This is a genomic window from Bacillus taeanensis, from assembly GCF_003318295.1.
GTDB lineage: Bacteria > Bacillota > Bacilli > Bacillales > UBA6769 > Maribacillus > Maribacillus taeanensis.
The window spans coordinates 41,260-66,453 of record NZ_QOCW01000026.1 but is presented as its reverse complement, the minus strand read 5'-3'; the positions used below and the strand labels follow the sequence as shown (position 1 = coordinate 66,453).

At 36.6% G+C, this 25,194-nt stretch carries 28 protein-coding genes; 11 read left to right on the top strand and 17 right to left on the bottom strand.

The annotated features are described in order from the left end of the window. Positions 1 to 150: 150 nt before the first annotated feature. On the bottom strand, positions 151 to 1,485 hold the full coding sequence (brnQ, locus tag DS031_RS19105; RefSeq protein WP_113807667.1) for a branched-chain amino acid transport system II carrier protein: 1,335 nt from the start codon (positions 1,483 to 1,485) through the stop codon (positions 151 to 153). 304 nt (positions 1,486 to 1,789) lie between these two features. Then, on the bottom strand, positions 1,790 to 2,797 hold the full coding sequence (locus DS031_RS19100) for a Gfo/Idh/MocA family protein (RefSeq protein WP_113807665.1): 1,008 nt from the start codon (positions 2,795 to 2,797) through the stop codon (positions 1,790 to 1,792). Between the two features lie 424 nt (positions 2,798 to 3,221). Here DS031_RS19100 and DS031_RS19095 point away from each other — a divergent pair, with 424 nt between their 5' ends. After that, complete coding sequence (locus tag DS031_RS19095) at positions 3,222 to 3,494, top strand: AbrB/MazE/SpoVT family DNA-binding domain-containing protein (protein WP_113807663.1); 273 nt, start codon at positions 3,222 to 3,224, stop codon at positions 3,492 to 3,494. Between the two features lie 60 nt (positions 3,495 to 3,554). On the opposite strand, the gene DS031_RS19090 is transcribed toward DS031_RS19095, so the two are convergent. From DS031_RS19090 to DS031_RS23875, 3 genes are all read right to left on the bottom strand, one after another. Continuing rightward, positions 3,555 to 4,151, bottom strand: a complete 597-nt coding sequence (locus DS031_RS19090; RefSeq protein WP_113807661.1) for a DUF502 domain-containing protein — start codon at positions 4,149 to 4,151, stop codon at positions 3,555 to 3,557. Between the two features lie 65 nt (positions 4,152 to 4,216). After that, a complete protein-coding gene (locus DS031_RS19085) occupies positions 4,217 to 5,038 on the bottom strand; it encodes an EcsC family protein (protein WP_113807659.1) in 822 nt (273 codons plus the stop codon). A 100-nt stretch (positions 5,039 to 5,138) separates the two neighbouring features. After that, complete coding sequence (locus tag DS031_RS23875) at positions 5,139 to 5,306, bottom strand: hypothetical protein (RefSeq protein WP_181833251.1); 168 nt, start codon at positions 5,304 to 5,306, stop codon at positions 5,139 to 5,141. A 251-nt stretch (positions 5,307 to 5,557) separates the two neighbouring features. Here DS031_RS23875 and DS031_RS19080 point away from each other — a divergent pair, with 251 nt between their 5' ends. Continuing rightward, a complete protein-coding gene (locus tag DS031_RS19080; protein WP_113807657.1) occupies positions 5,558 to 6,091 on the top strand; it encodes a hypothetical protein in 534 nt (177 codons plus the stop codon). A gap of 74 nt (positions 6,092 to 6,165) precedes the next feature. Beyond that, positions 6,166 to 6,570 (top strand): hypothetical protein, encoded by a 405-nt coding sequence (locus DS031_RS19075; RefSeq protein WP_113807655.1) that lies wholly within the window; start codon positions 6,166 to 6,168, stop codon positions 6,568 to 6,570. 190 nt (positions 6,571 to 6,760) lie between these two features. On the opposite strand, the gene DS031_RS19070 is transcribed toward DS031_RS19075, so the two are convergent. Continuing rightward, a complete protein-coding gene (locus DS031_RS19070) occupies positions 6,761 to 8,725 on the bottom strand; it encodes a hypothetical protein (RefSeq protein ID WP_113807653.1) in 1,965 nt (654 codons plus the stop codon). A 16-nt stretch (positions 8,726 to 8,741) separates the two neighbouring features. Continuing rightward, positions 8,742 to 10,013, bottom strand: coding sequence for an ATP-grasp domain-containing protein (locus DS031_RS19065; protein WP_220182102.1), 1,272 nt, complete (start codon positions 10,011 to 10,013; stop codon positions 8,742 to 8,744). A gap of 465 nt (positions 10,014 to 10,478) precedes the next feature. Between DS031_RS19065 and DS031_RS19060 the strand changes: the two genes are divergently transcribed. Beyond that, positions 10,479 to 10,991 carry a DUF3231 family protein gene (locus tag DS031_RS19060; protein WP_113807651.1) on the top strand — a complete coding sequence of 171 codons (513 nt, stop codon included), beginning with the start codon at positions 10,479 to 10,481 and terminating at the stop codon, positions 10,989 to 10,991. A gap of 30 nt (positions 10,992 to 11,021) precedes the next feature. On the opposite strand, the gene DS031_RS19055 is transcribed toward DS031_RS19060, so the two are convergent. From DS031_RS19055 to DS031_RS19040, 4 genes are read right to left on the bottom strand one after another with little or no spacing between them, the layout of a single operon-like run. Further along, a complete protein-coding gene (locus DS031_RS19055) occupies positions 11,022 to 11,795 on the bottom strand; it encodes an IucA/IucC family C-terminal-domain containing protein (RefSeq protein WP_181833250.1) in 774 nt (257 codons plus the stop codon). Continuing rightward, on the bottom strand, positions 11,761 to 12,588 hold the full coding sequence (locus tag DS031_RS19050; protein ID WP_113807647.1) for an ABC transporter ATP-binding protein: 828 nt from the start codon (positions 12,586 to 12,588) through the stop codon (positions 11,761 to 11,763). The genes DS031_RS19055 and DS031_RS19050 overlap by 35 nt, the downstream gene beginning before the upstream one ends. Before the next feature lie 24 nt (positions 12,589 to 12,612). Beyond that, on the bottom strand, positions 12,613 to 13,659 hold the full coding sequence (locus tag DS031_RS19045; RefSeq protein WP_113807645.1) for a FecCD family ABC transporter permease: 1,047 nt from the start codon (positions 13,657 to 13,659) through the stop codon (positions 12,613 to 12,615). After that, positions 13,656 to 14,666, bottom strand: a complete 1,011-nt coding sequence (locus DS031_RS19040; protein ID WP_113807643.1) for a FecCD family ABC transporter permease — start codon at positions 14,664 to 14,666, stop codon at positions 13,656 to 13,658. The genes DS031_RS19045 and DS031_RS19040 overlap by 4 nt, the downstream gene beginning before the upstream one ends. A gap of 187 nt (positions 14,667 to 14,853) precedes the next feature. On the opposite strand from DS031_RS19040, the gene DS031_RS19035 reads away from it, so the two are divergent. After that, positions 14,854 to 15,837, top strand: coding sequence for an ABC transporter substrate-binding protein (locus DS031_RS19035; RefSeq protein WP_113807641.1), 984 nt, complete (start codon positions 14,854 to 14,856; stop codon positions 15,835 to 15,837). 65 nt (positions 15,838 to 15,902) lie between these two features. Here the strand turns inward: DS031_RS19035 and DS031_RS19030 are convergent, their stop codons facing one another. Further along, positions 15,903 to 16,214 carry a hypothetical protein gene (locus tag DS031_RS19030; protein ID WP_113807639.1) on the bottom strand — a complete coding sequence of 104 codons (312 nt, stop codon included), beginning with the start codon at positions 16,212 to 16,214 and terminating at the stop codon, positions 15,903 to 15,905. Positions 16,215 to 16,540: 326 nt separating this feature from the next. Here DS031_RS19030 and DS031_RS19025 point away from each other — a divergent pair, with 326 nt between their 5' ends. The 5 genes from DS031_RS19025 to DS031_RS19005 are packed head-to-tail and all read left to right on the top strand — an operon-like array spanning position 16,541 to position 20,096. Then, positions 16,541 to 17,587: a tripartite tricarboxylate transporter substrate binding protein gene (locus tag DS031_RS19025; protein WP_113807637.1), complete on the top strand. Its 1,047-nt coding sequence runs from the start codon at positions 16,541 to 16,543 to the stop codon at positions 17,585 to 17,587. A 58-nt stretch (positions 17,588 to 17,645) separates the two neighbouring features. After that, positions 17,646 to 18,098 (top strand): tripartite tricarboxylate transporter TctB family protein, encoded by a 453-nt coding sequence (locus DS031_RS19020; protein ID WP_113807635.1) that lies wholly within the window; start codon positions 17,646 to 17,648, stop codon positions 18,096 to 18,098. Between the two features lie 16 nt (positions 18,099 to 18,114). Then, positions 18,115 to 19,632 carry a tripartite tricarboxylate transporter permease gene (locus DS031_RS19015; protein ID WP_113807634.1) on the top strand — a complete coding sequence of 506 codons (1,518 nt, stop codon included), beginning with the start codon at positions 18,115 to 18,117 and terminating at the stop codon, positions 19,630 to 19,632. Between the two features lie 38 nt (positions 19,633 to 19,670). Beyond that, a complete protein-coding gene (gene sda, locus DS031_RS19010; protein ID WP_245947549.1) occupies positions 19,671 to 19,808 on the top strand; it encodes a sporulation histidine kinase inhibitor Sda in 138 nt (45 codons plus the stop codon). A gap of 42 nt (positions 19,809 to 19,850) precedes the next feature. Beyond that, on the top strand, positions 19,851 to 20,096 hold the full coding sequence (locus DS031_RS19005) for a biotin/lipoyl-containing protein (RefSeq protein ID WP_113807633.1): 246 nt from the start codon (positions 19,851 to 19,853) through the stop codon (positions 20,094 to 20,096). Positions 20,097 to 20,147: 51 nt separating this feature from the next. Here DS031_RS19005 and DS031_RS19000 read toward each other — a convergent pair whose 3' ends face one another. The 4 genes from DS031_RS19000 to DS031_RS18985 form a co-directional block, all read right to left on the bottom strand. Further along, positions 20,148 to 20,837: a response regulator gene (locus tag DS031_RS19000; RefSeq protein WP_113807632.1), complete on the bottom strand. Its 690-nt coding sequence runs from the start codon at positions 20,835 to 20,837 to the stop codon at positions 20,148 to 20,150. Beyond that, positions 20,824 to 22,434, bottom strand: a complete 1,611-nt coding sequence (locus tag DS031_RS18995; RefSeq protein WP_113807631.1) for an ATP-binding protein — start codon at positions 22,432 to 22,434, stop codon at positions 20,824 to 20,826. Before DS031_RS18995 ends, DS031_RS19000 begins: the two co-directional genes overlap by 14 nt. A gap of 201 nt (positions 22,435 to 22,635) precedes the next feature. Continuing rightward, positions 22,636 to 23,034: a hypothetical protein gene (locus DS031_RS18990; RefSeq protein ID WP_113807630.1), complete on the bottom strand. Its 399-nt coding sequence runs from the start codon at positions 23,032 to 23,034 to the stop codon at positions 22,636 to 22,638. 248 nt (positions 23,035 to 23,282) lie between these two features. Next, positions 23,283 to 23,840 (bottom strand): LOG family protein, encoded by a 558-nt coding sequence (locus tag DS031_RS18985; protein ID WP_113807629.1) that lies wholly within the window; start codon positions 23,838 to 23,840, stop codon positions 23,283 to 23,285. Between the two features lie 216 nt (positions 23,841 to 24,056). On the opposite strand from DS031_RS18985, the gene DS031_RS18980 reads away from it, so the two are divergent. After that, entirely contained in the window at positions 24,057 to 24,320 is a 264-nt protein-coding gene (locus DS031_RS18980) for a hypothetical protein (RefSeq protein ID WP_113807628.1), read from the top strand. A gap of 42 nt (positions 24,321 to 24,362) precedes the next feature. On the opposite strand, the gene nadE is transcribed toward DS031_RS18980, so the two are convergent. Further along, positions 24,363 to 25,181 (bottom strand): ammonia-dependent NAD(+) synthetase, encoded by an 819-nt coding sequence (gene nadE, locus DS031_RS18975; protein WP_113807627.1) that lies wholly within the window; start codon positions 25,179 to 25,181, stop codon positions 24,363 to 24,365. Positions 25,182 to 25,194 lie beyond the last annotated feature (13 nt).

Sequence of the window (25,194 nt, the reverse complement as noted above, 5' to 3'; positions counted from 1 at the left end):
AATGGCTGTGAATTTAAGAAAATTCACAGCCAACAACAACTGATATAAGGCATAATAATGAAAAAAGAGAAATTGCGTCCGCAATTTCTCTTTTTTCATTATTTGAAGCTAGTTATGTCCCAGCCTCTTCTTTACTTCTCTACTAAGTTATTAAGCTGCTTCTCTCGTATTTCTTTCATTACGAGGAGAGTTTATTTTACCAATTAAATAACCGACAATAATTCCAATGATCCCAAGAACTAACCAACCTACACCTTGTTCATACAACGGCAGTTTCATAAAAACTTCTGACCATGCATTTGAAAGGAAGGTTTGGTTAATCATATCTGCCACACTAAAGATTCCAACTAACGCTACTGTTAATACGTAAACAGAAGAATAACCTTTTAAAACATTATGAAGTAATGCTAAGGCGATTAACACAATAGCAACTGGATAAATCGCGCCAAGAATCGGTACAGAAACTTGAAGAATTTGTGTTAAACCTAAGTTCGCAATACCCATACTTAATAATGAAAGAATTGTAACCCACATTTTATAAGAAATACCGGAAATCGTACTTGCAAAATACTGACTGCATGAAATCACAAGACCAATACATACACAAAGACATGCAAGTGTAAAAATAACACCTAAAAGAACCGCACCGCTTTGTCCGAACAAGGAGTTCATCACATTTGTTAAAATTTGTGCGCCGTTTTCTGCTTCACCTAAGCCGCCGCTTGCTGCACCTAAAAACCCTAAAATACAATAAATCGTTGTAAGCAGTAAACCTGCGCCAATTCCTGCATAAATCATGTAAAGGGACACTTTCTTGCTGTCTTCTACACCTTTTGAACGAACTGTATTGGCAATTACAATCCCAAATACAAGTGCAGCTAACGCATCCATCGTTAGGTAGCCATCTAAAAAGCCTGCAAATACTGGACTCGCAGCATAATTTCCAGATGGTGCTTCAAACGATCCAATCGGCGTAATTAAACTTTTTACAAAAATAAGTGCAATTAATGATAAAAGAAGCGGTGTTAATAACTTTCCAAAGCGATTTACAAGTTTTGATGGCGACATACTAAACCAAAATACTAAACCAAAGAAAACAATTGTATATAATAATAGCGAAAATGGATTTGCAGCGAGATTGCCCGGTAAAAAAGGAGCAATTCCCATTTCAAATGCTAGACTTCCAGCACGCGGAATGGCAAGACCCGGTCCAATTGACACATAAATAATAAACGGAAAAATAAGTGCAAATAAAGGATGCACACGGCCGGCAAGGATTTCAAAGCTTCCTGCTTTCGCAATCGCCGCAACTCCTAAGATTGGCAAACCAACTGCAGATACAATAAAACCAATTAATGATAATATGACATTCTCTCCTGCAGCTTGACCTAAAAATGGTGGGAAAATTAAATTTCCAGCTCCAAAAAACATTGAAAACAGCATTAAACTAACTAACATAATTTCTTTTCTTGATAAAGTGTTCATTTAGACGCTCCTTCGTATTGTAATGCAGTTCTGTCTCATTTCCTCAAAAAGTTTCAGATCCACATCCATCGTCATCACCTCACCACAATAATTTTCACTCTTCTCAGAATAATCTAATTACTATATAAGAAAAACTCTCGATTTGCGAAATACGCTAATATTAGAGCGTTACAGCTGCTATCAGATCATTTTATCATTTTAACAGAATAATGATAGATTTCAATATATTATTCTTAAATTAAATTCTAGCTTCTGTTTTAAATAAAAAAACCTAGACAATCAGCCTAGGTTTTCATCTCATATTTTATTGTTTACTAAGTTCAATCTTTTTCCCAGTTTCAATTGACTCATAACACGCTTCAATGACTTTCATATTTGCAATTGTTTGCTGTTCTAAGGAAACAGGACGTTCATTTTTAATAATGCAGTTAGAGAAAGTTTCAATTTGAAGCGAATATTGATGACCAACTACTTTTTCTTCTCGTACATTTCCTTGATCGTCTGTCACAGAAATGATTCCTTCCCCATTTTGCTTATCAGGTCGAAACGCTCTTGGTACTTCAATCGTTCCTTTTGTTCCAATTATTTCGTAGTGGGCGTAAAATGTACGATCAAAGCCGCAGTCAAACGATGCCTTCACACCGTTTTCCATTTCTAATACACCAACTGAAGATATTTCTACGCCAGACTCTTCGTCAATTTCTCCATTTACATATACACTCTTAGGTTCAACACTTAAAATGTTACGGATCGCATGAATGCCGTAGCAGCCAACATCATAAATACTGCCGCCGCCAAGTGTTTTGTTTAAACGAATATTCCCTGAAGCGTCACCTATGTAAAATGAAAAGCTTGCCCGCATAAATTTTACTTCTCCAATTTCACCGGAAGCAAGGATTTCTTTTACGCGCTCATGCTGAGGATGAAATTGATACATAAACGCTTCCATAAAGAAAACATCATTTCCTTTACAAACTTCAATCATGTTAACTGTTTCTTCTTTTGTTAACGCGGCCGGCTTTTCACAAAGAACATGCTTTTTCGCTTCTGCTGCTTTTATTACCCACTCAGCATGAAGAGCATTAGGAAGCGGAATATATACCGCATCAATCGTTTGATCTTGAAGCATCTCCTCATAACTTTCATAAACAGTTGGAATATCAAACTCTTCCGCTACTTCTTTGGCACTTCCGCTGCCGCTTGCGATTCCTACTAATCTCGCATTTTTTACAGAATGAATTGCTGGAATAAATGCTTTCTGTGCAATTTTGGCGGAACTTAAGATGCCCCAGTTAATGATTTTTTTACTCATCTTGTCTCCCCTACCCTTTTCATCATTTTAATCTCAATTTATATGTACAAATAATTCCATTTATATTATTAGGTTACCATGATTTGTTTAGAAACACCAAAAAGAAACCCTAATTCAAAATCAAAATGTAAGCTAAATTACAGACAAAACACTCCTCCATTTCCTATGATATTGAAAAACAGATTTGTTTTAACAAAAAAATATTATAATTTACATCTTTTAAGTTTTCTATTAAACTTAAAAGTAATCTAAGTAATTTTTACTATGAGCAACTATTACGATATTTTTTTGGAAGCTGGCTGCTTAAATTATAAAATTTTGCATTTAAAAGTATTCTCTACAATCGTTCATCATAGTAGAAAGTAACCTTTTATTTTAAATTAAAAATTTTATAAACAAACAATCAGAGGAGGACAGCATAATTATGAAATCAACAGGTATTGTACGTAAAATTGATGATCTTGGGCGTATTGTTATTCCAAAATCAATTCGAAAACATTTAGATATTGAGGTAAAAGATCCAATTGAAATTTTTTTAGATACAGATAAAATTGTTTTAAGAAAATACTTTGGCTCTGAAATTTGCATTTTTTGTGGAAGTGGAAAAGACGTTCTTACTTTTAAACAAAAACATATTTGTAAAAGTTGCACTGCAGAAATTGAAGTCACACATACAGAAAATGTTTCCGCACGATAAAAAGCCCGCATACCGCGGGCTTTTCTTTTTTATAATTAATTCTTCTAAAATCCCTATCAATTATTCTACCATTCCATTTTGCTTTCCATTTGATGTTACACCACCAGATAAAATGAATTTCATCGCTTCTTCAGGCTTTACATCTAATATCTCAACATCCCTTCGTGGAACAAGCACCGTAATTCCTGCAACTTGAAAAGTTTGCGGTACGTAGACCGCAATATGATCTTTTAACGGATCAGCAAGTTCTTCTACATATTCTGAAGTGATAAATCCCATCACTTTCATAGATGTTCCAGGCATATGAACGAGCGCAACTTTTGAAAATGATTTCTTTTCGCCAATAAATGAATTAATCGTATCTTTAATAACTGAATATAAACTTTTCACAATTGGAATACGATCAAGAAGATAATCTACTAATCGCACAATTTTCCCGCTTATATATTGTCCTGAAAGCCAACCTAATAAAGTGATTAATGCGAGCGTTGCAAGCAGCCCCATTCCTGGAATATAAGCGTCTTTTAATACAGACCGAAAGGCATTTCCTAAGATGCTGTCGAGAAATTCAAATACTTTGTAAACAACAAAAATAACGAGAATGATTGGAACAATTGTAACAATTCCATTTAAAAAGTTTTTTGCAAAAGCTTTCACCTTTATTTCTTCCTCTCTCATGAACGTTCTTTCAGCTTACCATTTCGTTCTTTTTTATAGAATTATTAAATCGTGTTATCTTCATAGTGCTTCAGCCTGTCAAGTACACGACGTTTTTTGTACAACATCAGCCCAGCTTCTGCCACATCTTGAACCGTTGATCGATTTAAGTAAGCACCGAAAATCATTCCGGCGATTGGCACAAGTTGAAACAGCTTTTTCCATCCCATATTATCTCGGTAGCTTGTAATCACTTCACGCCATCCTTGAATTCGTGAGGCGGTTTTAAGATTTTCTTTTCCGCTATTATAATTCTCAAGTTCCTCCATGATTGCTTTTTTCCCGACAATATCGGCTGAAGCAAGCTGTAAACATTTTACGATAAAAATTCGTTCTTCTTTTTCGTTCGGGTCATAACCATAGCATAGTGCAATTTCCTGTAATATTTTTAGCGACAGCCCAAGCACTGCCGGTACATCAATCGCAAGTGTAAAAAGACCGCCAAAACCTGTTGTTGCTCCTTGAAAGGCTGCTGCTGTTTTTCGCGATATAATAATTTCTTCTGCTGTTTCAGTCATAACAGAAAGCGGGAGCCTGCTAACATCGTGAACAGATTCAATCTTCTGCTCATTTTTTTGGAGCCTTTTTAAAATCGTCTCTTTTCGAATTAAATATCTCCCCCCTGATTGCACATAGTGTCCTAATTCATCAAGCGCCTTACCAATTTTTTTATGAATAAAAGCTGGTGTTAGTTTATCAAGAATGAGAAAAGGAACTTGACCAATTTTTTCCCAAAACCAAACTTTTTTTTGATCTTTCTCCCATATTTGAATTTCCTTTAGAATTTCTGCTAGTTGTTCTTTCGTTTCATAATATTGAACTGTCATTATTTTCACCTCGATTTATATACGTGTAAACGCATGGAATGTTTCAAATTTGCATAAAAAAAGAAAGCATCATTATAATGCTTTGCTTCATCAGTGTTTACTATAAATGACTTTTTAAACGATTTTGGCTTACGAGAGTTGTCATACGTTGCTCCCGTACTTCACGTTTTCGTTGGGCACTATCTTTTATCTTTTTCTTTGTAACCTTTGCCATCATAAACAAACTAATAATGATTAACACAGCAGCAGCTCCAATAAATATAAACACCCTATCCCACTCCTCTAATCATCAAAGAGAAATAAAAATATCCATGTATCTTTTTCATTCGACACTTATTTCAAAAAAACCTTTTTCACCCCAGAAACGCTTTATTAAAGACAATTAATTATTAGAAATATTGATAATCTACACACTTTAAGCTAAATGTGTGTAATCTATCGTCTATCGTTCTGGAAAAACTTCATGAGCTTGAAACTTTTTCAATTGTTCATTCGTCTTTACTAGTAGAGGTGATTCATATGAAAAAATTATTGCCGTGGATGATTTCATTTTTAATTATTATGAGCTTTATACTGGTATTCTTCCCTAAAAGCATTTATGCCTGTTCATGCATTGAGCCAGGTACTCCCTCAGAAGAATTAAACAATTCGAAAGCTGTTTTTACAGGAAAAGTATTAGAAATTACAGAAGACGAAACAAACTATGAAAAAGAAGTTGTATTTGAAGTCCTATCAACGTATAAAGGAGTCACAGAACCTCAAGTTACTTTGTATACAGGAATGAACAGTGCAGCCTGCGGTTTTAATTTTACCGTTGGAGAAGAGTACTTAGTTTACGCCACAGGAGATGGAAGATTACAAACCACCCTATGCAGCAGAACCGCAGAACTTGCAGCGGCTAACGAAGATCTTAAAGAACTAGGAAAAGGGGAAGAACCTGAGAAAGAAGTTGAGGTTAAAGAGGATTCAGGCAATCCATTTCCCTTCAGTATCGTACTTGTTATTGTCGGATTAGTCGTCATAGGTGCTGTAATATTTTCAAGAAAAAGGTAATGGATTTTACGGTCTAGCTTTTCGTTCAATCTCATATAATAGGACGTAACTTCCTTAGAGAAGGAGGGTTTAATTTGGCTAACTTTAAAAGCGAAATTCTATGTCTCCATTGTCAAGGTTCTTATTTTGTTTCATGTCATTATGATGTAAAATATGAGCGCTATGATAAACATTATCAAAGTCATTATACAGATTCATGCGATATGACAATCCATGCAAAAAACCAAAACTCGCTTCCTTATGAACGAAAAAAATTATACACCTACGCATGTGAAGATTGTGGGTTTATTATGCATTTTACAAAAGAAAAAGCAATTATTTCTAAATTAGAAGCAGAAAGATTTAATGAAGAAGAAACAGAAAAACGTGAAGCAGTACGTAAAATCAAAGAAAAAATGAAGCAAAAAGCGCTAAGAATGGCACTATCTTCACAAAATGAACTGCCAAGAAAAGTAAAACCGAAACACCCAAGATATTAAATATGATTTTATTTGTAAAGGTCAGATGCTTATCTGTGTCTGATCTTTTTTTATTTTTGCAAGCAAAAATAAAAAAGCCGCCAACCACGCAATAGCTGCAAATGGTTTTCGGCCTCTTTTCTATAATACATGATCTTAAGACTTACTGTGCCTTTTCTCTACTTTATACAAAATTTATAAAAATATTCGTTTAAATCCATGTATAATCTTTTCCCCAGCTTTCACGAGCAAGTTCTTCTACTTTTTCAACAATTTCTTTTTCTACTGCAAATGAGTCGCCTTGCTCATACGGATTGTAATGAAAGGCATATAATCTTGAGACAAATTCATGAAATAACAGCGAACATTCCCCTTCTCTTTCTCCATTTCCCATCACGGTCGGTTCAATACCTTGGCCCCAGTTTTGTGAACTGTCATTATTCGGGTTATAAAAATAAATGCGATATTCTCCAACTGGATCTTGAGCAATTCTAAGAATAGAAACAGCATGAAAACCAAGCAGCTTCCCATGAACATTTGTAATAAAAATACCAACAGGATTTGGATAAATTAATTCATAATCATCATTATATTCTGGGTGATGAGTCGAATAAAAAAGTCTGACAAATCCTTGATAATCAGCAATACTTCCTGTAATCGGATCAATCACATTACTAAACCCTTTTTGAACCCAATTTCCGTAAAATGCAGGATTCACCCAGCGATGCCCATCATCTCCCCTTAATGCTACCCTTGTCATCATTTCACTGTAAATTCGGTCAAGGTGAGGCACAAGAACAAGTGAAACCGGATCAAGTTCTTTATGAAGTTCAGGCGCCAACCCGCCGCTTAAATTTTTTGAGTGAATCGGCGTTCCTTCAAACATCATATCAATATCTCCATCACGAGCAGCTCTTGGAAGTATTTCCAGCAAGTATCCTGGTGCATGCTGTGCCCATAAACTAATACCGCGTGCGGCTTGACAAGTTGGATTTAACCCCTGCCCTACTCCTAACGGCTGACCGAGCACACTAATAGCCCCAGAAACGAGAATTGAATTAGCGGTTAAACCTTCTCGATTTTTAAATACTTGGAAAAGGACGCTCCGAACATCAGGCTTAATATCCAGCTCAATAAGGCGGCGCAGCCCTGGGATAACTGGAGTCGAAGATAAAACACCTCTCTCAAGCAATAACGCTAATCCATAAATCGATTGTCTTGTGGCAGGATAAATTGCCACTTTAATAAGCTGATCAACAAGCTCTGCATGTTCTGAGAGATTAGCTTTTCCTTTATCATTTAATTGAAGAGCTTCCGGCAAAAGCTCCGGTAATTTTCGGTTTAAAAAGCGAATTAATACAGCATGCTGCGGTGCAGCAAGACCTGTATCACGCATAGACTTCGCAAGAGTTGCTGCCTCCCTTTCAAGCTCTTCCTTTGATAAATCTTTTATTTTTTTCCTATATTCCACTGGATCACGATTGTTTCTGCTTAAATCAGTAGGTCCTTCTACAGCTGCTACATATTTCCCTAAGTCACTATATTCCTCTTCAGCTTTATCTGATTTAATCATCCTCTTTGCCGTTTGAATCATTGAGACCGTTCTTTTTACAATAATTGGTCTTTGAGCGGTTAGACGATCAATCTCTTCAATTAATGTTCCTGTTAGAGCACTTACAGAAAGTTTTTCTGATAAAAATAAGAATAACTTTTTAGCTTTTTCCGTATATTCATTTGCTTCAATTCTAGCGGCTTCTGTTTCTGGAGGAAAAAGGAGATCTAAATTTAACACTAACACTTCATTTAGAAATTCTTCTGCCATTTCTTTTGTAACACTTTCATGCTCGTACTTTCCTTCTGCAATGGAAAGCATGCGAAGTTCACTTAAAATTTCAATGATGGAGGGAAGCCCCTCCACTTGGAGGGAACCAGAAACAAGGGGCGGCTGCAGTTTGGATGCATGTTCCCAAGGACCATCTTGAAAAACACCTGCTTTTTCAAAACGATCTGCATAGCCATACAAATACTCCATTCCGCCTTGATTTTCCATTAGCCTTTTTGCTTCTTGGTACACCTCGGTCTGATAAATGGATTTCGCAAAAGAAGCTGCAGATTCTAATTGATCAAGGGCACGCGAAAACTTCTCAATTTTATGATCGGTTTGTTCTGCCGGCATATAGAACTCTCCTTTTTTAGCTGTAAAAGTTATAAGCTTCATATTTTTTCAAAAGATCACGTAATGTTTCACTGTCTTCCCCATAAAAGAAAATGGTGCCGTAGTGGTTACCAAACCCAATTCGTTCAGCTACTTTTCCTTGAGGAGGGGAAAACATATCGTGTTTTTCAAAATAAGGATGTTCCTCAAGTTCATCTGGCACATTTAACTCTTTCACATAGTTTACATGCGGATGAACCATTAAGCACCCCGCATATCCAGAAGGCTGTTCATCCTTACTAGGAAAAAAGCGACGAAGTTCTTCTTCCGTTGTATTTGGATCACTGCATAAGATTTGTGCTTGATAGGCATTAAAACCATGAGCACGTTCAATTAAATCAAAAATATGACCACCTGGAACTCTTGCTGCTACCTCACCAAAGTGAAGAGTACCATCTGCTGTAATAAAATACTCTGGATGAATGACACCATATTCAATTTCAAAAGCGGCAATTAACTGCTCAATTGCTTTTTCTATTAACGGACGCTTCTGTTCTAACAAAGGAGAAGCCGGCACAAAGTTTGAATAACCAAGACGAATATACTCGGTAATATTCAAAAATTGTATTTTCCCTTTATGAACAAACACTTCACATGAAAATTCTTGTCCGTCTAGATGACTCTCCATTAATAATGGAAAATCTGCATCAGTTAACATTTCAATATCTTCAAAATTCTCAATTGCTAAATGACCAACAGATCCTGCTTTATCAAGCGGTTTTACATGAATCGGATCATTTTTATCTCCTTCAATTTTTAAGAGCGCTTCATTGACGCGCTTTAAAAAGCGTTTGACATCCTCCTTATCTCTTGCTTCTTCAAACACACCAACTTTAATCCCAGCAATTTGCGCTTTTCGCTTCATCATTCCTTTATCACGTAACAATAAAGAACGATTAAAGACACGAGGTTCCTCGCGAAAACGGGAATTTAATGCCCCTGCCCATTCGACACACTCTTCATAAAGTGGTACCGCAACTTCTGCACCCAGTGCTTTTAACTGTTTATAAAGTTGATCGGACCCTTCATTCAGTTGATCAAAATGCCAACCAACAAATTTAATATTGTGCTTTTGAGCATAGCTTTCAAAATCTGGTGGTCCTACTACAACAAACGGCTTATTTAATTTGGCGCAAGCTTCAATTGCCGGCAAACTCCAGCCTATTAGCGCCGTTAAGTAAGGTTTCGTTTCTTCACTTTTCATTTGCTCCTGTTCGGTGTGCAACAAATCAAGCTGATCAAGCTCCATACTTTCCTCTCCTTTTCGATTTTTTCAAGTCGATTCTAGGATGATTCAGTATAAATGTTGGAACAAAATACCACTATTTTAACCATAACAAATATTTCATCTGCTTTTAACCCCTATTTACTGACTATTCCTTATTTTCTAATAAAATAAACAAAAAAATAAGCTTCTCTGCCTTATGCAGAAAAGCTTATTTATCCCCGGCCCACTCGTTGCCGGCGAGCGGTATGGCGTCAAGCCGCTGGGTGCCAGTCAAAAACCAACATTATTAGTATCTACTGATGATATTTTTTTATGTAAAAAATTTTATAAAATACTTCCGCTTTATAAAATAACACCAGTAATAAATAAAAGATCCCCTCTCTTTACAAATATTGTTCATTATATTTGCATTTATAAATGCAAATGATAGTAACGTGCATTCATATGAAAGGTGGCACAAATCATGAATTTACTAAGGGGATATTAATGGGAATTTTAAGCGGTAATCCAAAAGATGAACCAATGCACTACGGAGAAGTTTTTGGAACATGGTCGTTTCTTTCCACTGCAAAAGGAATGATTGCAGGCTATCAAACACTGCTTAACCATGCTGGGGATGAGGATTTACAAAAGCTTTTAGTAAATGTGATTGAAGCTGGCAAAAGTGAAATCCAAGAAATTGAAACATTGTTGAAGGAAAATGGCATCGGCCTGCCTCCAACACCACCTGAAAGACCGAATGCGCGAATTGAAAGTATCCCTGTTGGCGCTCGTTTTAGTGATCCGGAAATTACCGCTTCTCTTTCAAAAGATATCGCGGCTGGACTTGTTGCATGCAGTCAGATTATCGGACAATGTGTTCGTGAAGACGTTGCAATGATGTTTGGTCAATTTCATATGCAAAAAGCACAATTAGGAGCTAAAGCACTAAAACTCAATAAAGAAAAAGGCTGGTTAGTTCCTCCTCCTTTACATGTTAGAGAAACTGTAGAGTGCTAAATATAAGAGGATGACTTTAAAGCCATCCTCTTATTGTTGTTTTGGACATGTTTTACAATATCCTCTGTTTTCTTTATCAGTCAGCTGGTAATATAAACAGCAAGTTTTGCGGACACGTACCGGATCTTCACTGCACGATAAGGTACACTTTTTTGTATAAAATTTTGTAAGGGGATTTTCTGTTTCTCCAAATAATTCTCCTGAAGCTTCCTTAATGAGATAGTGAAAATCTTCCCTTATTTGCAGCCTTGTTTCTCGATCTGCTACTTCTTCTTTCATTTTTGTTTCATACAGCCAGAAGATATAAACAGCTGTATTTTCCCATAAAATTGGCATAGGAACTTTTGAAACTGCATTTAAGCTTTTCCATACTTTTGATAAATTTTCGAAAAAAACATGTTTAATTACAGCATCCCGCCATGTTTGTCGATTACATTCAGATGAAGTTAAAGCTTTTAAATCATTTATATTTATCGTTGGAAAACTTTTATTATTAGAATTAGGGAATTCAAGCAATATATTTTCTAACGATAAGTCCATTCCTTTATTCCACATTGTCATTGCATACAAACTAACTGTTGTTAGTAAAAAAGCGTAATGCTTTGAAAATTGAGAAGCAGCAGTTATAAGAGATCGAGCTGATAATTGTGCTGAAAGTGAATTTAAATTAGAAAGTAAAAGCTCTTCATCTAATAATTTTACGGCAGATATCATCTCTGCAGAATGTTGGTTAGAATAACGAAAATTTGTCTCTAAATAAGTAAGCTCTTTACGATTGAGCGTAGAGAAGATGGCGGTTGTCATGATTGATGTTTCTCCCCTTTCCGTATGGAATACAAAGAGGTGTACCAAAAATCGGATCCCTGCCAATTTGACAGCGAAGACCAAAAACATGCTTAACAAGCTTCGGTGTAATAATATCTTCTGGTTTTCCATGTGCATATATTTTTTTATCATGCACTGCAACAATATGATCCGCGTAGCGGCAGGCAAGATTTAAATCATGAAGGACCATCACAATGGTACGTTTTTCCTTTTGATTTAAATCAAAAAGTAAATCTAAAATATCAATTTGATGGGAGAGATCCAAATATGTTGTCGGCTCATCTAATAAGATAGTATCTGTATCTTGAGCTAATGTCATTGCAATCCACGCTCGCTGGCGCTGTCCACCTGATAGCGAATCAACAGTACGCTCAGCGAATTCTGACATATTTGTAACAGCTAGCGCATTTTTTACAGCTTCCTCGTCTTTTTTAGACCACTGCTTTAACCAACTCTGATACGGATAACGTCCCTGTTTGACCAGCTGCATAACTGTTAAACCTTCAGGAGCGGTTGGTGTTTGCGGCAAAATTGCAAGCTTTTTTGCCACTTCCCTCGTTGGAAGTGAAGCAATCGCTTGACCGTCTAACAAAACTGCACCGTTTTGAGGCTTTAATAAACGTGCCATCGAACGAAGCAATGTTGATTTTCCGCATCCATTACTTCCAATAAAAACCGTCACTTTCCCTTTTGGGATGCTTACATCTAATTCATCAATAATAACTGACTCTCCATATGCCAACGTTAAATTTTTCGCTTCTAAAGCCTGCATGCCTGTTCTCCCCCATCATTATTTTCATTTTCGATTTCGATATAGTAAATAAATAAAGTACGGCGCTCCAATAGCTGCAGTAAATACACCTGCAGGTACTTGAAGCGGTGAAAAAAGCGTTCTTGCTAAAATATCAGCTGTCATAACAATCGCTCCACCAATTAGTGCACTAACTGGTACGATTGCTCCAAATGTCGAGCCGACAAGTTTACGTGCTATATGCGGTGCCATTAAACCGACAAAACCAATTCCACCAGCAAAAGCCACTGCACCGCCTGCTAAAGCAGTACTTACACAGAGGAGCACAAGACGATCACGCTCCACCATACTGCCAACTCCTTTGGAAATATCCTCCCCGAGCTCTTGAATATTTAACTTTCTTGCATAGATAAGTGCTATCCCTAATAAGAAGATAACTAAAGGACCTAATATAATGGCCTGGTTCCAGTTTGCACCATGTACACTTCCTGTAATCCATATGTTTGCTTGCGAAGCACGATAAATTGGTCCGATAATCATCATTAACATTGAGAGAGCTTGCATAACCGCAGAAATTCCAACTCCAATAAGAATAAGACGTGTTGGCGAAATACCATTTTTCCAAGACAAAATATAGACGATAATCGCAATAATAAGTGCCCCAATAAATGACGCAAGCGGCAGCCACTGAATGCTGACCGTTAGTGCGTTGCTTCGATCACTAAAAATCGCAAAGAAGCTTATAGTCGCAAAGGCTCCTCCCCACGTAATCCCAATAAGATCTGGAGAGGCAAGCGGATTTCGAATAATTGCCTGAAGAATAGCTCCTGAAACAGCTAAGGCACTTCCGGCAATAAGGGCGAGTACAATTCGCGGCAGCCGAAAGGAGTGAACAACTAATGTATTCATCTCTGTTCCATAACCGAATAATGTTTTCACAACTTCAATCGGACCAATTTGCATATCCCCAATTCCAATGCTTAAAATAAATACTATTAAGGTAAAAAGAAATGATCCACTAATAATAAACAATGATTTGCGATCAAATAGAAATGAAATATACTTTGTGCGAAACGACTGAAGTTTGCTCATGATTGCTGTACCCCTTTTCTTGCAAGATAAATAAAGAACGGAGCACCAACAACCGCCGTCATCACTCCAACCGGCGCTTCCTGAGGCATGATTACATATCGCGCTGTAATATCTGCCAGAAGTAAGAGAATTGCCCCCATCAGCCAGCAATATGGAATTACCCATCGATAATCAACGCCAATCATTCCGCGGACAATATTTGGAATAACAAGCCCGACAAATCCAATTGGTCCGGCAATTGCAACGGAACTTCCAGCTAGAAGAACAACAATAATGCCAGAGGCAATTTTCACCAATACTGTTCGCTGCCCTAAACCTCTTGCAACATCCTCACCTGCTGTTAAAATATTCATTTTTGCAGCAATTAAAAGAGCTGCTACCCAACCAGTCAGAAGATATGGAAGCATTGAAAAGAGCATTTCTAAGCTTCGGCCTTCAACAGAACCGGCTAACCAAAATAATACTTCTTCAAGCGCTTTTTCATTTAAAACAAGCATCCCTTGGGTCATTGAGAAAAACAATGCCGCAATAGCTGCGCCCGCCAGCGTTAATTTGGTAGGAGTTAATCCATCTCTTCCTAAAGAACCGAGAAGGTAAACAATAACAGAAGCAAGTGCTGCTCCCCCAAAAGCAAACCATTTAAACGCTGATAATGATGAAAGCGAAAAAAACGTTACTGCAATCACGATAAAAAAGCTTGCGCCTGCGTTGACGCCAAATAAACTGGGTGAAGCAAGCGGATTTCGTGTTAACCCTTGCATAATTGCACCTGAGACAGCAAGGCTTCCCCCCACTGCTGCTGCAATAACTGCTCTTGGAATTCTTGTTTCTTGAATAATAATATGTTCATTTGATCCATTAAAGTTTGTATAGGATTCAATTACCATATTTAACGTAATATTTGTAAAACCAAAGATAATACTGGCAAACATTAATAAAAGAACAAAGATTATTCCAATAAAAATGCCGCCTGTTTTTCCCGCATTCGTTGCTAAAACCTTTTTCATTCCCCATAACCTTTCCTAACTTTTTTCATTAATATAGATGTTGTTTTCATTTTATTCTAAATGAGAATCAATGTCAATGATAGTGAGAATTATTTTCATTTCCTTATTGACATTTTGTTTTTATACATTTAATATAATAACTGTTAATGAAACTCATTATCAATTACATAATAATGGAGGAAAAATTATGTTTACAAAGCAACGTATATGGATGACATTTGCCCTTGTTTTCACTCTTCTGCTTGCTCTTGTTGGCTGTGGTTCACAAACAGAAGAAGAGGTAACTTCAGAAAAAGATGATGCTGGCGCAAAAACAGAACAACCTGAAACTTATACTGTAGAACATGTGATGGGCTCAACGGAAATTACTGGTACTCCTGAGCGTGTTGTTATTTTAACAAATCATGGAACAGAAGCACTTCTTTCATTAGATATAACACCTGTTGGAGCTGTACAATCATGGCTAGGCGATCCTTGGTATGATCACATTGCTGCTGATATGGAAGGCGTAGAAGTTGTTGGTACAGAAAGTGAAGTAAACTTAGAAGCTGTTGCAGCGCTAAAACCTGACCTTATTATCGGAAACAAAATGCGTCAAGAACAAATTTATGAGCAGTTAAATGCTATTGCCCCAACTGTATTTGAAGAAACTCTTCGCGGTGATTGGCAGGAAAACTTTAAGTTTATTGCAAAAGCAGTAAACAAGGAAGAAGAAGGCCAAGAAGTTCTAGTCAACTATGATAACCGTATTGAGGAATTAAAAGGTAAACTTGGCGATCAGTTAAATAATGAGATCTCTATGGTGCGTTTCATGGCTGGTGACACACGTATTTATCAAAAAGACTCTTTCTCAGGTATTATTTTAGATGAACTTGGCTTTGCACGTCCTGAATTGCAAGATGTTGAGGAATTTGCGATTAAAGGTGTAACAAAAGAACGCATCCCTGAAATGGATGGAGACGTTCTTTTCTACTTCACATATGAAGACGGTGAAGGTGAAGCAACAAAAGCAGAAGAAGAATGGACAAAAGATCCCCTATGGAAAAACTTAGAAGCTGTAAAGAACGGCAATGCACACAAAGTAAGCGATGCAATTTGGAACACTGCAGGCGGTGTTATTGCAGCAAACTTAATGCTTGATGATATTGAAGAAATTTTTCTAGCTAAATAAATCTCAAAACCACCCAGCTTCCATTATAGGAAGCTGGGTGGTTTTATATGACTCACTTTCATAAATTAATTATTAAAATTAACTATTTTACCACTAGTTTGTTTTCTCGGATACATATTAAAATATTGTTCTTCTTTTTGTTGATAATCTTGCTGCATTCCCACTCCAGCTACTAGATCATCAATATATGATAAATGCTCATAAACTGCCTGTACGTTGCGTTTTTCTAATAATTCATATTTTCTATGAAGCTTTTTTGCTACTTTCCATGTGAGCACTTCTTTTGTTTCCTTATCTTTCCCTGCAATAACAGTGCGGTAGTTAGCGATGATATTAACGAATATTTTATTTTCTTCCTCAGACCATTCTTCTGCCACCTTTAACCCTCCCTCATGTTGCGGATTAATCAAGAGACACGATAATCTGACTTTATTACTAGAAGACGGTTTCAATTACTAAGTAATACGTACTAACACCTCATATAAGACATATTGAAATTGTTCTTTCTATTAATAGTGTAACACTTTATAAGTGGAATTTAAAACCTATTAGAATTTTAGAGAAATATTAATCCATAAACAAAATGAACAAAATGTCCTTAAAAACCTTATCATTCATTATTTACAGAATATTAACATTATTACGAGATCAGTTTATAGTTAAAACAGATTCAGAAAACGCTTACAACAAAGGGGAATGATTCATGAAAATTTGGAAACAGAATCTATTATTTTTAATGCTTCTTGTATTATCTATGATTTTAGCTGCCTGCGGCGGTACTTCAGAAACATCACAATCAGCAAGCAATTCAGCAGCTGATGGCAGCAGTGAACAAACAAATTCGGATAGCTGGAAACCTGAGAAGCCGATTGAAGTAATTGCTCCAGCAGGCGCTGGCGGTGGTTGGGATACAACAGCCAGAACAGTTGCAAAAGTTCTTGAAGAAGAAAAAATTATTGATAAGCGCATGGCAGTTGTTAATAAACCAGGCGGCGGCGGTGCAGTAGGTTGGGCATATGTAGACAGTAAAAAAGGTGACAACCATACTCTTTTTGTTACCTCTCCACCAATTTTATTTGTACCGCTAAACGGTCAATCTGATTTAGGACATGAAGATTTCACACCAATTGCTGGTGTTATCGCAGATTATGCCGCTTTCGTTGTAAAAGCAGACTCACCTTATGACACAATGAATGACTTAGTGGATGCATTAAAAGAAGATCCAAAGTCGGTTTCGGTTGCTGGTGTATCTGCGCCAGGAAGCATGGATCACATGCAGTTTGTTAAAGCGGTAAAAGCAGGTGGTGTTGATGTTAAACAACTGAAATACGTATCAGCCCAAGATGGCGGCGGTATGACGATGCTTCTTGGCGGTAAAGTCGATGTGTATTCGACAGGACTTGCCGAAGCAGTTGAACAAGCTCGTGCTGGAAAGGTAAAAGTACTTGCGATCACTGCTCCAGAACGTCTTGAAGGTGAAACAATTTCTGAATTTCCAACATTAAAAGAACAAGGAATTGATGATGAGTTTATCGTTTGGCGCGGCTTCATGGGACCAGCTGACATGGACCCTGCAGCAGTAAAGTACTATGAACAAGCAATTAAAGACATGATGGAAACTGAAACATGGAAAGAACAGCGTGATAACTTTGGTTGGACGGATAATTTTATGTCAAGTGAAGAGTTTAAATCATTTTTAGATTCTGAATATAAGATTATGGATGAGCTGATGGAAGAAATCGGCTTGTAATAAAAACGAGAGGATGGGTTCTCCATCCTCTTACTTTAACAAGGTGGTGAAGGTATTTATGGTTAACAATACACAAAAAAAGATATCTGTTGTATTAATGGCTTTAGCACTTGGATATTTACTATTAAGCTTCCAACTGCCAGCATTCCCTTATGCAATTGTTGACTCAGATGTTCTCCCAAAAGGGCTCGGATTTTTGCTGTTAATTTTGTCGATTTTATTATTTATTGAAAAAAAAACTACTAATCAACAAGATAAGCCTGCTTTGGATAAAAAGGAAATAAAAATTCTTCTTATTACATTAGGCCTTATTCTTGCTTATATTGTGCTTCTTGAACCAATTGGATTTGTCCTTGATACAATGGTATTCCTCATCGTAACAACAAGAATACTAGGATATCAAAACTGGAAAATAACGATTTCTGTATCCGTTATTTTTACACTTGTACTTTATATTTCTTTTAACTATTTATTAAACATTTACTTACCACAAGGCATCTTGCCGTTTTAAGAAAGGTGGACATATAATGGATGCGTTACAAAGCGTACTATACGGCTTTCAAGTTGCCCTCAGCTGGGAAAATATATTGTTTGTATTTATTGGTGTATTTGCCGGTACATTAATCGGAATGCTGCCTGGTCTCGGTCCGATTAGCGCCATTGCAATTATGATTCCGCTCAGCTACGGAATGGACCCTGTTTCTGCTCTTATTTTAATGGCGGGTGTTTATTATGGGGCTGTTTTTGGAGGCTCAACTTCTTCGATTTTACTAAATGCACCTGGTGTAGCTGGAACCGTAGCAACGTCCTTTGACGGCTATCCACTTGCTAAACAAGGAAAAGCAGGAAAGGCGCTTGCAATTGCTGCGATTTCCTCTTTTGCAGGAGGAACAATTAGTGTTGTTGGTTTAATGCTTGTTGCACCACTTATGGCGAATGTTGCAATTACATTTGGTCCAACTGAGTATTTTTCCTTAATGCTTCTCGGTCTTACAGCGATTGCCAGTTTATCAGACGGCTCTACTGTAAAAGCGCTTATTACGGCAACACTTGGATTAATGGTTGCAACAGTCGGCATTGATCAGCAAACAGGAACACAGCGTTTCACATTTGGGACACCTAATCTTTTAGAAGGAATCGACTTTTTAATTATCGCCCTCGGTCTTTTTGCGTTAGCGGAAGTTTGTTCATTAATTCTTTCCCGCAATAACAGCATGCTTGGCGGCAATTCAAAAGTAGGCAGTTTAAAAATTACAAAACAGGAAGCAAAAGAAATTTCCGGTCCAATTGCTCGTCACTCTGTTCTTGGTTTTATTTTAGGTGTGCTTCCAGGAGCAGGTGCTACCATTGCCTCTTTTATGTCTTATTTAACGGAAAAACGAATTTCCAAAGACCCCTCCTCATTTGGAAAAGGAAACATTAAAGGACTTGCAGCACCTGAATCATCAAATAATGCCGCAACAAGCGGTGCATTCGTACCGTTATTAACACTTGGTATACCTGGTTCTGGGACGACCGCTGTCTTACTCGGCGCACTTCTTGTCGTCGGTGTTCAACCTGGTCCGCTTATGCTTCAGGATCACCCTGATGTCTTTTGGGGCGTTATTGCAAGTATGTATATTGGCAATCTCTTTTTACTCGTTTTAAATTTACCGTTAATCCCGCTTATCGCTAAAATTTTATATATTCCAAAACAGCTGTTAATTTCATTAATTATTATTTTCTGTTTAGTCGGTGTATATGGAGTAAGTTTTAGTACGTTTGATTTATATATGCTTGTCGCATTTGGAATTATCGGCTATTTAATGAGGATTTTTTCTTTTCCTGCTTCCCCATTTATCCTTGCATTTATTTTAGGCGGCATGATGGAGCAGTCATTCAGACAAGCTTTAACGATATCAAATGGAAAGTACGGTGTCTTTTTTGAAAGTACAATTACCATTTCACTTTTTATCCTTGCAGCATTGTCGCTTTTTGTTCCTTTTATTAAAGGAAAGTTCACTAAAAAAGACCGTGAGCAAGAAAAAGAAGAAGCATCTGCATAATATTTGTCGAAAAGATTATGAAAGAAGGAACCTATAAGATGATTAAAAGCGTAAACAATTCATTGTTAATAGACGCTTTTCATAAAGCAATGAACCTACAGCTTGATTTAGATTTTATCACTTTATTAGGAGAAGAACTGCAAAGAAGAAAGTTAATAACATTATCGGTTGAATAATAGTAAATTAGATACATCTAATAAAGAAAGAGGTCATTGAAGATGGTGATTGAAAAAATAACAAGTCCTTTTTATGGAGTAATTGAGCATATCCTTATTGAACCTGGCGCCTATGTGTATGAATGGGAAAACCTTCTATTTATCAAAACAACTGAGGGAATTGAAGAAGTAAAGATCGGTGTTAGTGGAAAAGTTGCTAAACTGCATGTTAAAAAAGGTGATGTTGTAAAACCAGATATGATGTTAGCTGAACTTGAAGATGATTTGATTATTTCAGGAGCAGATTAAAACAATAATAAATTATTTAAAAATAGAGCAGCGAATGCTGCTCTATTTTTTTTATGAGTGAAGAGTAAAATAACGTCTTTCCGGTCTGCCAACTGCACCATAAGAGAGATCTGCTCGAACTGCTCCTGTTGAGACAAGATATTCTAAATAGCGTCTTGCTGTTGTCCGACTAACCCCAACAATTTGGCCAAGATCTTCAGCTGTTTTCCCCTCTTCTATATATTTTGTTAATACCTTTTCAATTTTTTCTAATGTTAGTGGATCAATGCCTTTAGGAATATTTTTAACTTCTGTGACGCTTTCTCTTACAGCATAAAACAATCCATCCACTTCTTTTTGGTCCAGTGCCTCTCTCCCTTCAATCTTACTGCGGTAATCTTGATAACGCTGGAGCGTATTTTTAAAGCGTTCAAAAATAATTGGTTTAATGATATAATCAATGGCCCCGCCGCGAATTGCTTCCTGTACAGAGCCTGCTTCTTTCGCTGCCGTAATCATCATAACATCGGTTGTCCGGTAATGCTGACGGATATGCCATAAAAGATCAATTCCATTTCCATCTGGAAAATAGACGTCTAACAATACAAGATCAGGCTGTAAAATTTCAAGTAATTCTTTACCTTCTTCAAAATTAGAAGCAATTCCTGATACTTGATAACCTGGGATTTTTTCAGTGAATCTGCGATTAATCTCAGCAATACGCTGATCATCTTCTACAATAAGCACTTCAATAACTGACATCTTCCTCTTTCCTTTCTTTCGGAATCACTACAGTAAATAAGGCCCCGCCTAAGCTGCTTGTTGACACTGTAATATAGCCGCCAAGAAGGCGAACAGCATGATCAACAAGAAATAAGCCTACTCCTCTTCCTTCTTTCTGCTTTGTGCTGTATCCTCTTTGAAAAATAAGGGAAAAATCTTCATCCGAAACACCTGAACCAGAATCTTCTATTTCAAAAATTAGATCTTGTCCCAAATCAGTCATAAACACTTGAACGACTTTTTCTTTCTGTGCGGTTTCAAGTACTGATTCAAACGCATTATCAAGTAAATTACCTAAAATCGTCACAAGCTTTTCTCTACTAATTTGTTCAGGAATATTTTTCATACTGCTTTCAGGATCGATTTCCATCTCAATTTTTAACTCATGAGCGCGATTATACTTCCCAAGAAAAAGTGCTGCAACTACCGTATCTGGTACTTTGACCATTAAAAATTGGACGATCTCTTGATAATCAGAGGTTTCTTTATTAATAAGCTCAATTGCTTCTCCATAGGAGCCGAGCTGAACCAACCCGGAAATGGTGTAAAGCTTATTTGAATATTCGTGGGTTTGAGCTCGTAATGATTCCGCATAGCTTTGCACTTGTGACAATTCCTTTGAAAGCTGATCGATTTCATCTTTTCTGCGAAAGCTTGCGACAACTCCATTAATTTTGCCATTATTAACAATTGGAGTACGATTTACGATAACTTCTTTTTTACCGATTAACAATTCTTTATCAAAATCACTTTCCCCTGTTTGCAGCACATTTACCATTTTTGTAGCAGGAAACACATCTACTATTTTCCTACCCACGACTTTTTCATGAGATGGAATATCAATAATCCTACAAGCCTCTGTATTTATCATGGTTATGTAACCCTTTTCATTAATAGCGATAATTCCTTCTCGTATTGATTCTAAAATCGCGTTCCGTTCAAGAAGAAGACTTGCAATTTCTTTTGGTTCTAATCCAAAAATTGCTTTTTTAAACCCATTTGCAATCTTTACTGCTGCAATAACACCAATTAGCAGCACAGTAAAGATAAATAAATAAATTTTCCATTGGTAATCATAAATAATCTCTTGAACATTCTCAAGCAGAAAACCGACAGAAACAATACCGATAACTTCTCCAGATTCATTTATAACCGGTACTTTACCGCGAATCGACGGCCCTAAACTTCCAACCGCTTTTGAAACATATGACTCACCCTTCTCTAATGCAAGCTGACTGTCACCACCCACCATCTTCTGACCAATTCTCTCTTTTAGAGGGTGTGAATAACGTATTCCTTCGCGATTGCCAACCACAATAAATTGAGCATTTGTTTCTTTACGAATTCCCTCTACAATTGGTTGAATAATTGCTGATGGATCATCTGCTTTAAATGCATCTTGAACAGCCGGCATTCTCGCTATACTTTGTGCAACATTTAATGCTCGTTTACCAATTTGGTCTTCTAGACTGCTTGATAACATTTTGTTAAACAGCAAGCCTAGAAAAACAAGCATCAATACTAACAAACTTGTAATTAAAAGAATCATTTTTGTTTGAAGATTTAATTTTTTCATCTTATGCCTCGTTTACGATAAGATCAGTGCTTATCTACTATTTTACGTTTAATAGTAATTTGTTTCAAATAGTAGTTTTATACATTACCATTTGATAAAAAATCATAAAAAAACAGCGGACTTTTTAAATAAAAGCCGCTGTAAATTTAATAGTTTATAAATTTAATTTTCCTTCTTCAACCATCTTCCCTTTAAATCAGCCTAATGTAAGATTCCCGGTCCCTGTCTAATTACCATTGCATACCAATCAATAATACTCTTTGTTTCATCATCTATAAATGACCGAATACAATGGAACGGATTAATCATTAACTTGTTATCTTTTTGCCCAATTTGAACTTGAATATCTGTAATCGCTTGAGGTTTGTTTAATGGCCTCCATATCGCAAATTCACTATTATGAATAATAATTTCTCCAAGATAAAAACCAAGAATACCGCCATGATAAAGAGACAATTCTTTGCCTTTTGTTTTTAAAAATTGTTCAATCATCATAACATCATCAACTGTGAATTCTAGTGTTAATCCAATTGATAAATAAAATTCATCAAATCCCCCTGCTTGGTAGTCGTCAAAAAACTCTTTAAGCACACTTTCCATATAAAAATCCCCTTTAGCTGTTAAATGAATGCTATATGCTGCTAGTTTAGATTTACTATAAACATAACACAAATTGGTAAAATAATATAATAGTATGCTGTTGAATTAGCAATTTAATAGAAGAGACGACCTTGGTTTATTTATCCAAAGTTCGTCTCTTCTATATACCTTCAGCTTAATTTGTAGACCCTAGGTTGACTTTGACGAAACAAAGATTGATTAAACAGTTAGATCAAAGTTATTGTCTCTTATAATGCTTGTTCGTTTTCAATTTTTATAAACTTCTCAAGCATGACTGCTGCATCACTTTCAACTATAACAATTTTGCGGCTTTCCTCTTTTAAAAATTTTTCTTCCACCATATGATCAAAAAAGGTAAGAAGCGGTGTATAGTAATCATTGATATTTAACAACCCACATGGCTTTTTATGTTCACCAATCATTGCCCATGTAAACACCTCAAAAAACTCTTCCATCGTTCCCGCTCCACCAGGAAGTGAAATGAAACCATCAGAAAGGTGTGCCATCATAGCTTTTCGTTCATGCATGGTGTTTACAATATGTAAATCTGTTAAATTGTTATGTGTTACTTCACGTTTCGCTAAAAGCTTTGGCATGATTCCAATTACTTCACCACCAGCTTCCATTGCTCCATCCGCAACAGCGCCCATTAATCCAACACTTGCGCCCCCATATACAACACCAATTCCTTTTTCAGCAAGAAGCTTTCCAAGTGCACGAGCTTCTTTCTCATATTCAGCGCTAGCTCCCATACTTGAACCGCAAAATACACTAATTCGTTTCACTTCTAAACACCCCCATTATGATTATTAACAATCCTCTCTAACTTTATCACAACGGGTATTACAAATACATCTGCTTTTACCATTCGCAAATCTAGACAGATCTCTCATTGTTATTGCACAAAAAGGAGTTATTTGGTATATTAATTGTAATAATTTATAAAATATTCAGTCTTTTTTGTGGGCGATTTCTTTTTTTATAAAAAGGAGGATTTCTCGATGAAAGTTCAAAATGTCCAAATGTTTGCTTTAGGTCGAAACCTCGTTACTACGTTCACGGTCTATCATGAGCAATCACCTGCATTTGCTGAAGTGGAATGCATGTTTTCTTCTGATAGAATAGAAGATTGTAAGATTTCTTTAAGAAACCATCATGAAGTAGATTCATCTCTTAAAGAGGAATTAATTCATCTAGCAGAACAAGAAGCAGAAAAAATCTTCACGCAGCATTCATTACATATAAAACAACAATTAAAAGTATAATGATTAAAAAGAGGACGACCTTATAAAGTCATCCTCTTTTCCTTATTTGTACCAGCTATCAAACACTGTGACAGGACCACGGCGTTTATGTTCTGTTTTCATATAATGAGCTTCAATTGCTTTTTGTGCGTCTTCTTCAATTGCTTTTCCTTCTAAAAAGTCATCAATTTGTTCATAGGTGACACCCAACGCCGCTTCGTCAGGAAGCTGTGGACGGTCATCTTCTAAGTCTGCAGTTGGAGCTTTTGTCATAATTTGTTCAGGACCATCTAACTCTTTCAGCATGGCTCTTCCTTGACGTTTGTTTAAACCATACAGTGGAGCAACGTCACATGCGCCATCACCATATTTTGTAAAGAAACCAGTTACCGCTTCTGCAGCATGATCAGTTCCAATTACAAGCATACCAAATTGTGCCGCAAGATCGTATTGAGCTTTCATTCGTTCACGCGCTTTTGTATTTCCTTTCACAAAATCACGCATGACTTCCCCTGATGCTTCTCGGAAAGATTCCACCGCTGCATCGACAGCTGGCTTAATATCTACTGTGATAATTTTTGTTGGCTGAATAAATTGAAGAGCAATCTGACAATCCTCTTCATCTGCCTGAACACCATATGGAAGACGTACTGCAAAAAACTGGTACTCGTTTGTACCTTTTTGTTCGTTTAATTCATTAACCGCCATTTGAGCAAGCTTTCCGGCAAGAGTTGAATCTTGACCACCGCTAATTCCAAGTACATATCCTTTTGTGTTTGTTTTTACAACATAGTCTTTTAAAAAGTCGACTCTTTTTCGAATTTCTTCTTGTGGGTTGATTGACGGCTTAACACCAAGTACTTCAATAATTTCCTTTTGCATGTTTAGTTGCTCC

Bases quoted from the DNA above. Each gene is read 5' to 3' on its own strand.
- brnQ (WP_113807667.1), bottom strand. From the start codon at position 1,485: ATGAACACTTTATCAAGAAAAGAAATTATGTTAGTTAGTTTAATGCTG.
- DS031_RS19100 (WP_113807665.1), bottom strand. From the start codon at position 2,797: ATGAGTAAAAAAATCATTAACTGGGGCATCTTAAGTTCCGCCAAAATT.
- DS031_RS19095 (WP_113807663.1), top strand. From the start codon at position 3,222: ATGAAATCAACAGGTATTGTACGTAAAATTGATGATCTTGGGCGTATT.
- DS031_RS19085 (WP_113807659.1), bottom strand. From the start codon at position 5,038: ATGACAGTTCAATATTATGAAACGAAAGAACAACTAGCAGAAATTCTA.
- DS031_RS19080 (WP_113807657.1), top strand. From the start codon at position 5,558: ATGAAAAAATTATTGCCGTGGATGATTTCATTTTTAATTATTATGAGC.
- DS031_RS19070 (WP_113807653.1), bottom strand. From the start codon at position 8,725: ATGCCGGCAGAACAAACCGATCATAAAATTGAGAAGTTTTCGCGTGCC.
- DS031_RS19065 (WP_220182102.1), bottom strand. From the start codon at position 10,013: ATGGAGCTTGATCAGCTTGATTTGTTGCACACCGAACAGGAGCAAATG.
- DS031_RS19060 (WP_113807651.1), top strand. From the start codon at position 10,479: ATGGGAATTTTAAGCGGTAATCCAAAAGATGAACCAATGCACTACGGA.
- DS031_RS19055 (WP_181833250.1), bottom strand. From the start codon at position 11,795: ATGACAACCGCCATCTTCTCTACGCTCAATCGTAAAGAGCTTACTTAT.
- DS031_RS19050 (WP_113807647.1), bottom strand. From the start codon at position 12,588: ATGCAGGCTTTAGAAGCGAAAAATTTAACGTTGGCATATGGAGAGTCA.
- DS031_RS19045 (WP_113807645.1), bottom strand. From the start codon at position 13,659: ATGAGCAAACTTCAGTCGTTTCGCACAAAGTATATTTCATTTCTATTT.
- DS031_RS19040 (WP_113807643.1), bottom strand. From the start codon at position 14,666: ATGAAAAAGGTTTTAGCAACGAATGCGGGAAAAACAGGCGGCATTTTT.
- DS031_RS19035 (WP_113807641.1), top strand. From the start codon at position 14,854: ATGTTTACAAAGCAACGTATATGGATGACATTTGCCCTTGTTTTCACT.
- DS031_RS19025 (WP_113807637.1), top strand. From the start codon at position 16,541: ATGAAAATTTGGAAACAGAATCTATTATTTTTAATGCTTCTTGTATTA.
- DS031_RS19020 (WP_113807635.1), top strand. From the start codon at position 17,646: ATGGTTAACAATACACAAAAAAAGATATCTGTTGTATTAATGGCTTTA.
- DS031_RS19015 (WP_113807634.1), top strand. From the start codon at position 18,115: ATGGATGCGTTACAAAGCGTACTATACGGCTTTCAAGTTGCCCTCAGC.
- sda (WP_245947549.1), top strand. From the start codon at position 19,671: ATGATTAAAAGCGTAAACAATTCATTGTTAATAGACGCTTTTCATAAA.
- DS031_RS19005 (WP_113807633.1), top strand. From the start codon at position 19,851: ATGGTGATTGAAAAAATAACAAGTCCTTTTTATGGAGTAATTGAGCAT.
- DS031_RS19000 (WP_113807632.1), bottom strand. From the start codon at position 20,837: ATGTCAGTTATTGAAGTGCTTATTGTAGAAGATGATCAGCGTATTGCT.
- DS031_RS18995 (WP_113807631.1), bottom strand. From the start codon at position 22,434: ATGAAAAAATTAAATCTTCAAACAAAAATGATTCTTTTAATTACAAGT.
- DS031_RS18990 (WP_113807630.1), bottom strand. From the start codon at position 23,034: ATGGAAAGTGTGCTTAAAGAGTTTTTTGACGACTACCAAGCAGGGGGA.
- DS031_RS18980 (WP_113807628.1), top strand. From the start codon at position 24,057: ATGAAAGTTCAAAATGTCCAAATGTTTGCTTTAGGTCGAAACCTCGTT.
- nadE (WP_113807627.1), bottom strand. From the start codon at position 25,181: ATGCAAAAGGAAATTATTGAAGTACTTGGTGTTAAGCCGTCAATCAAC.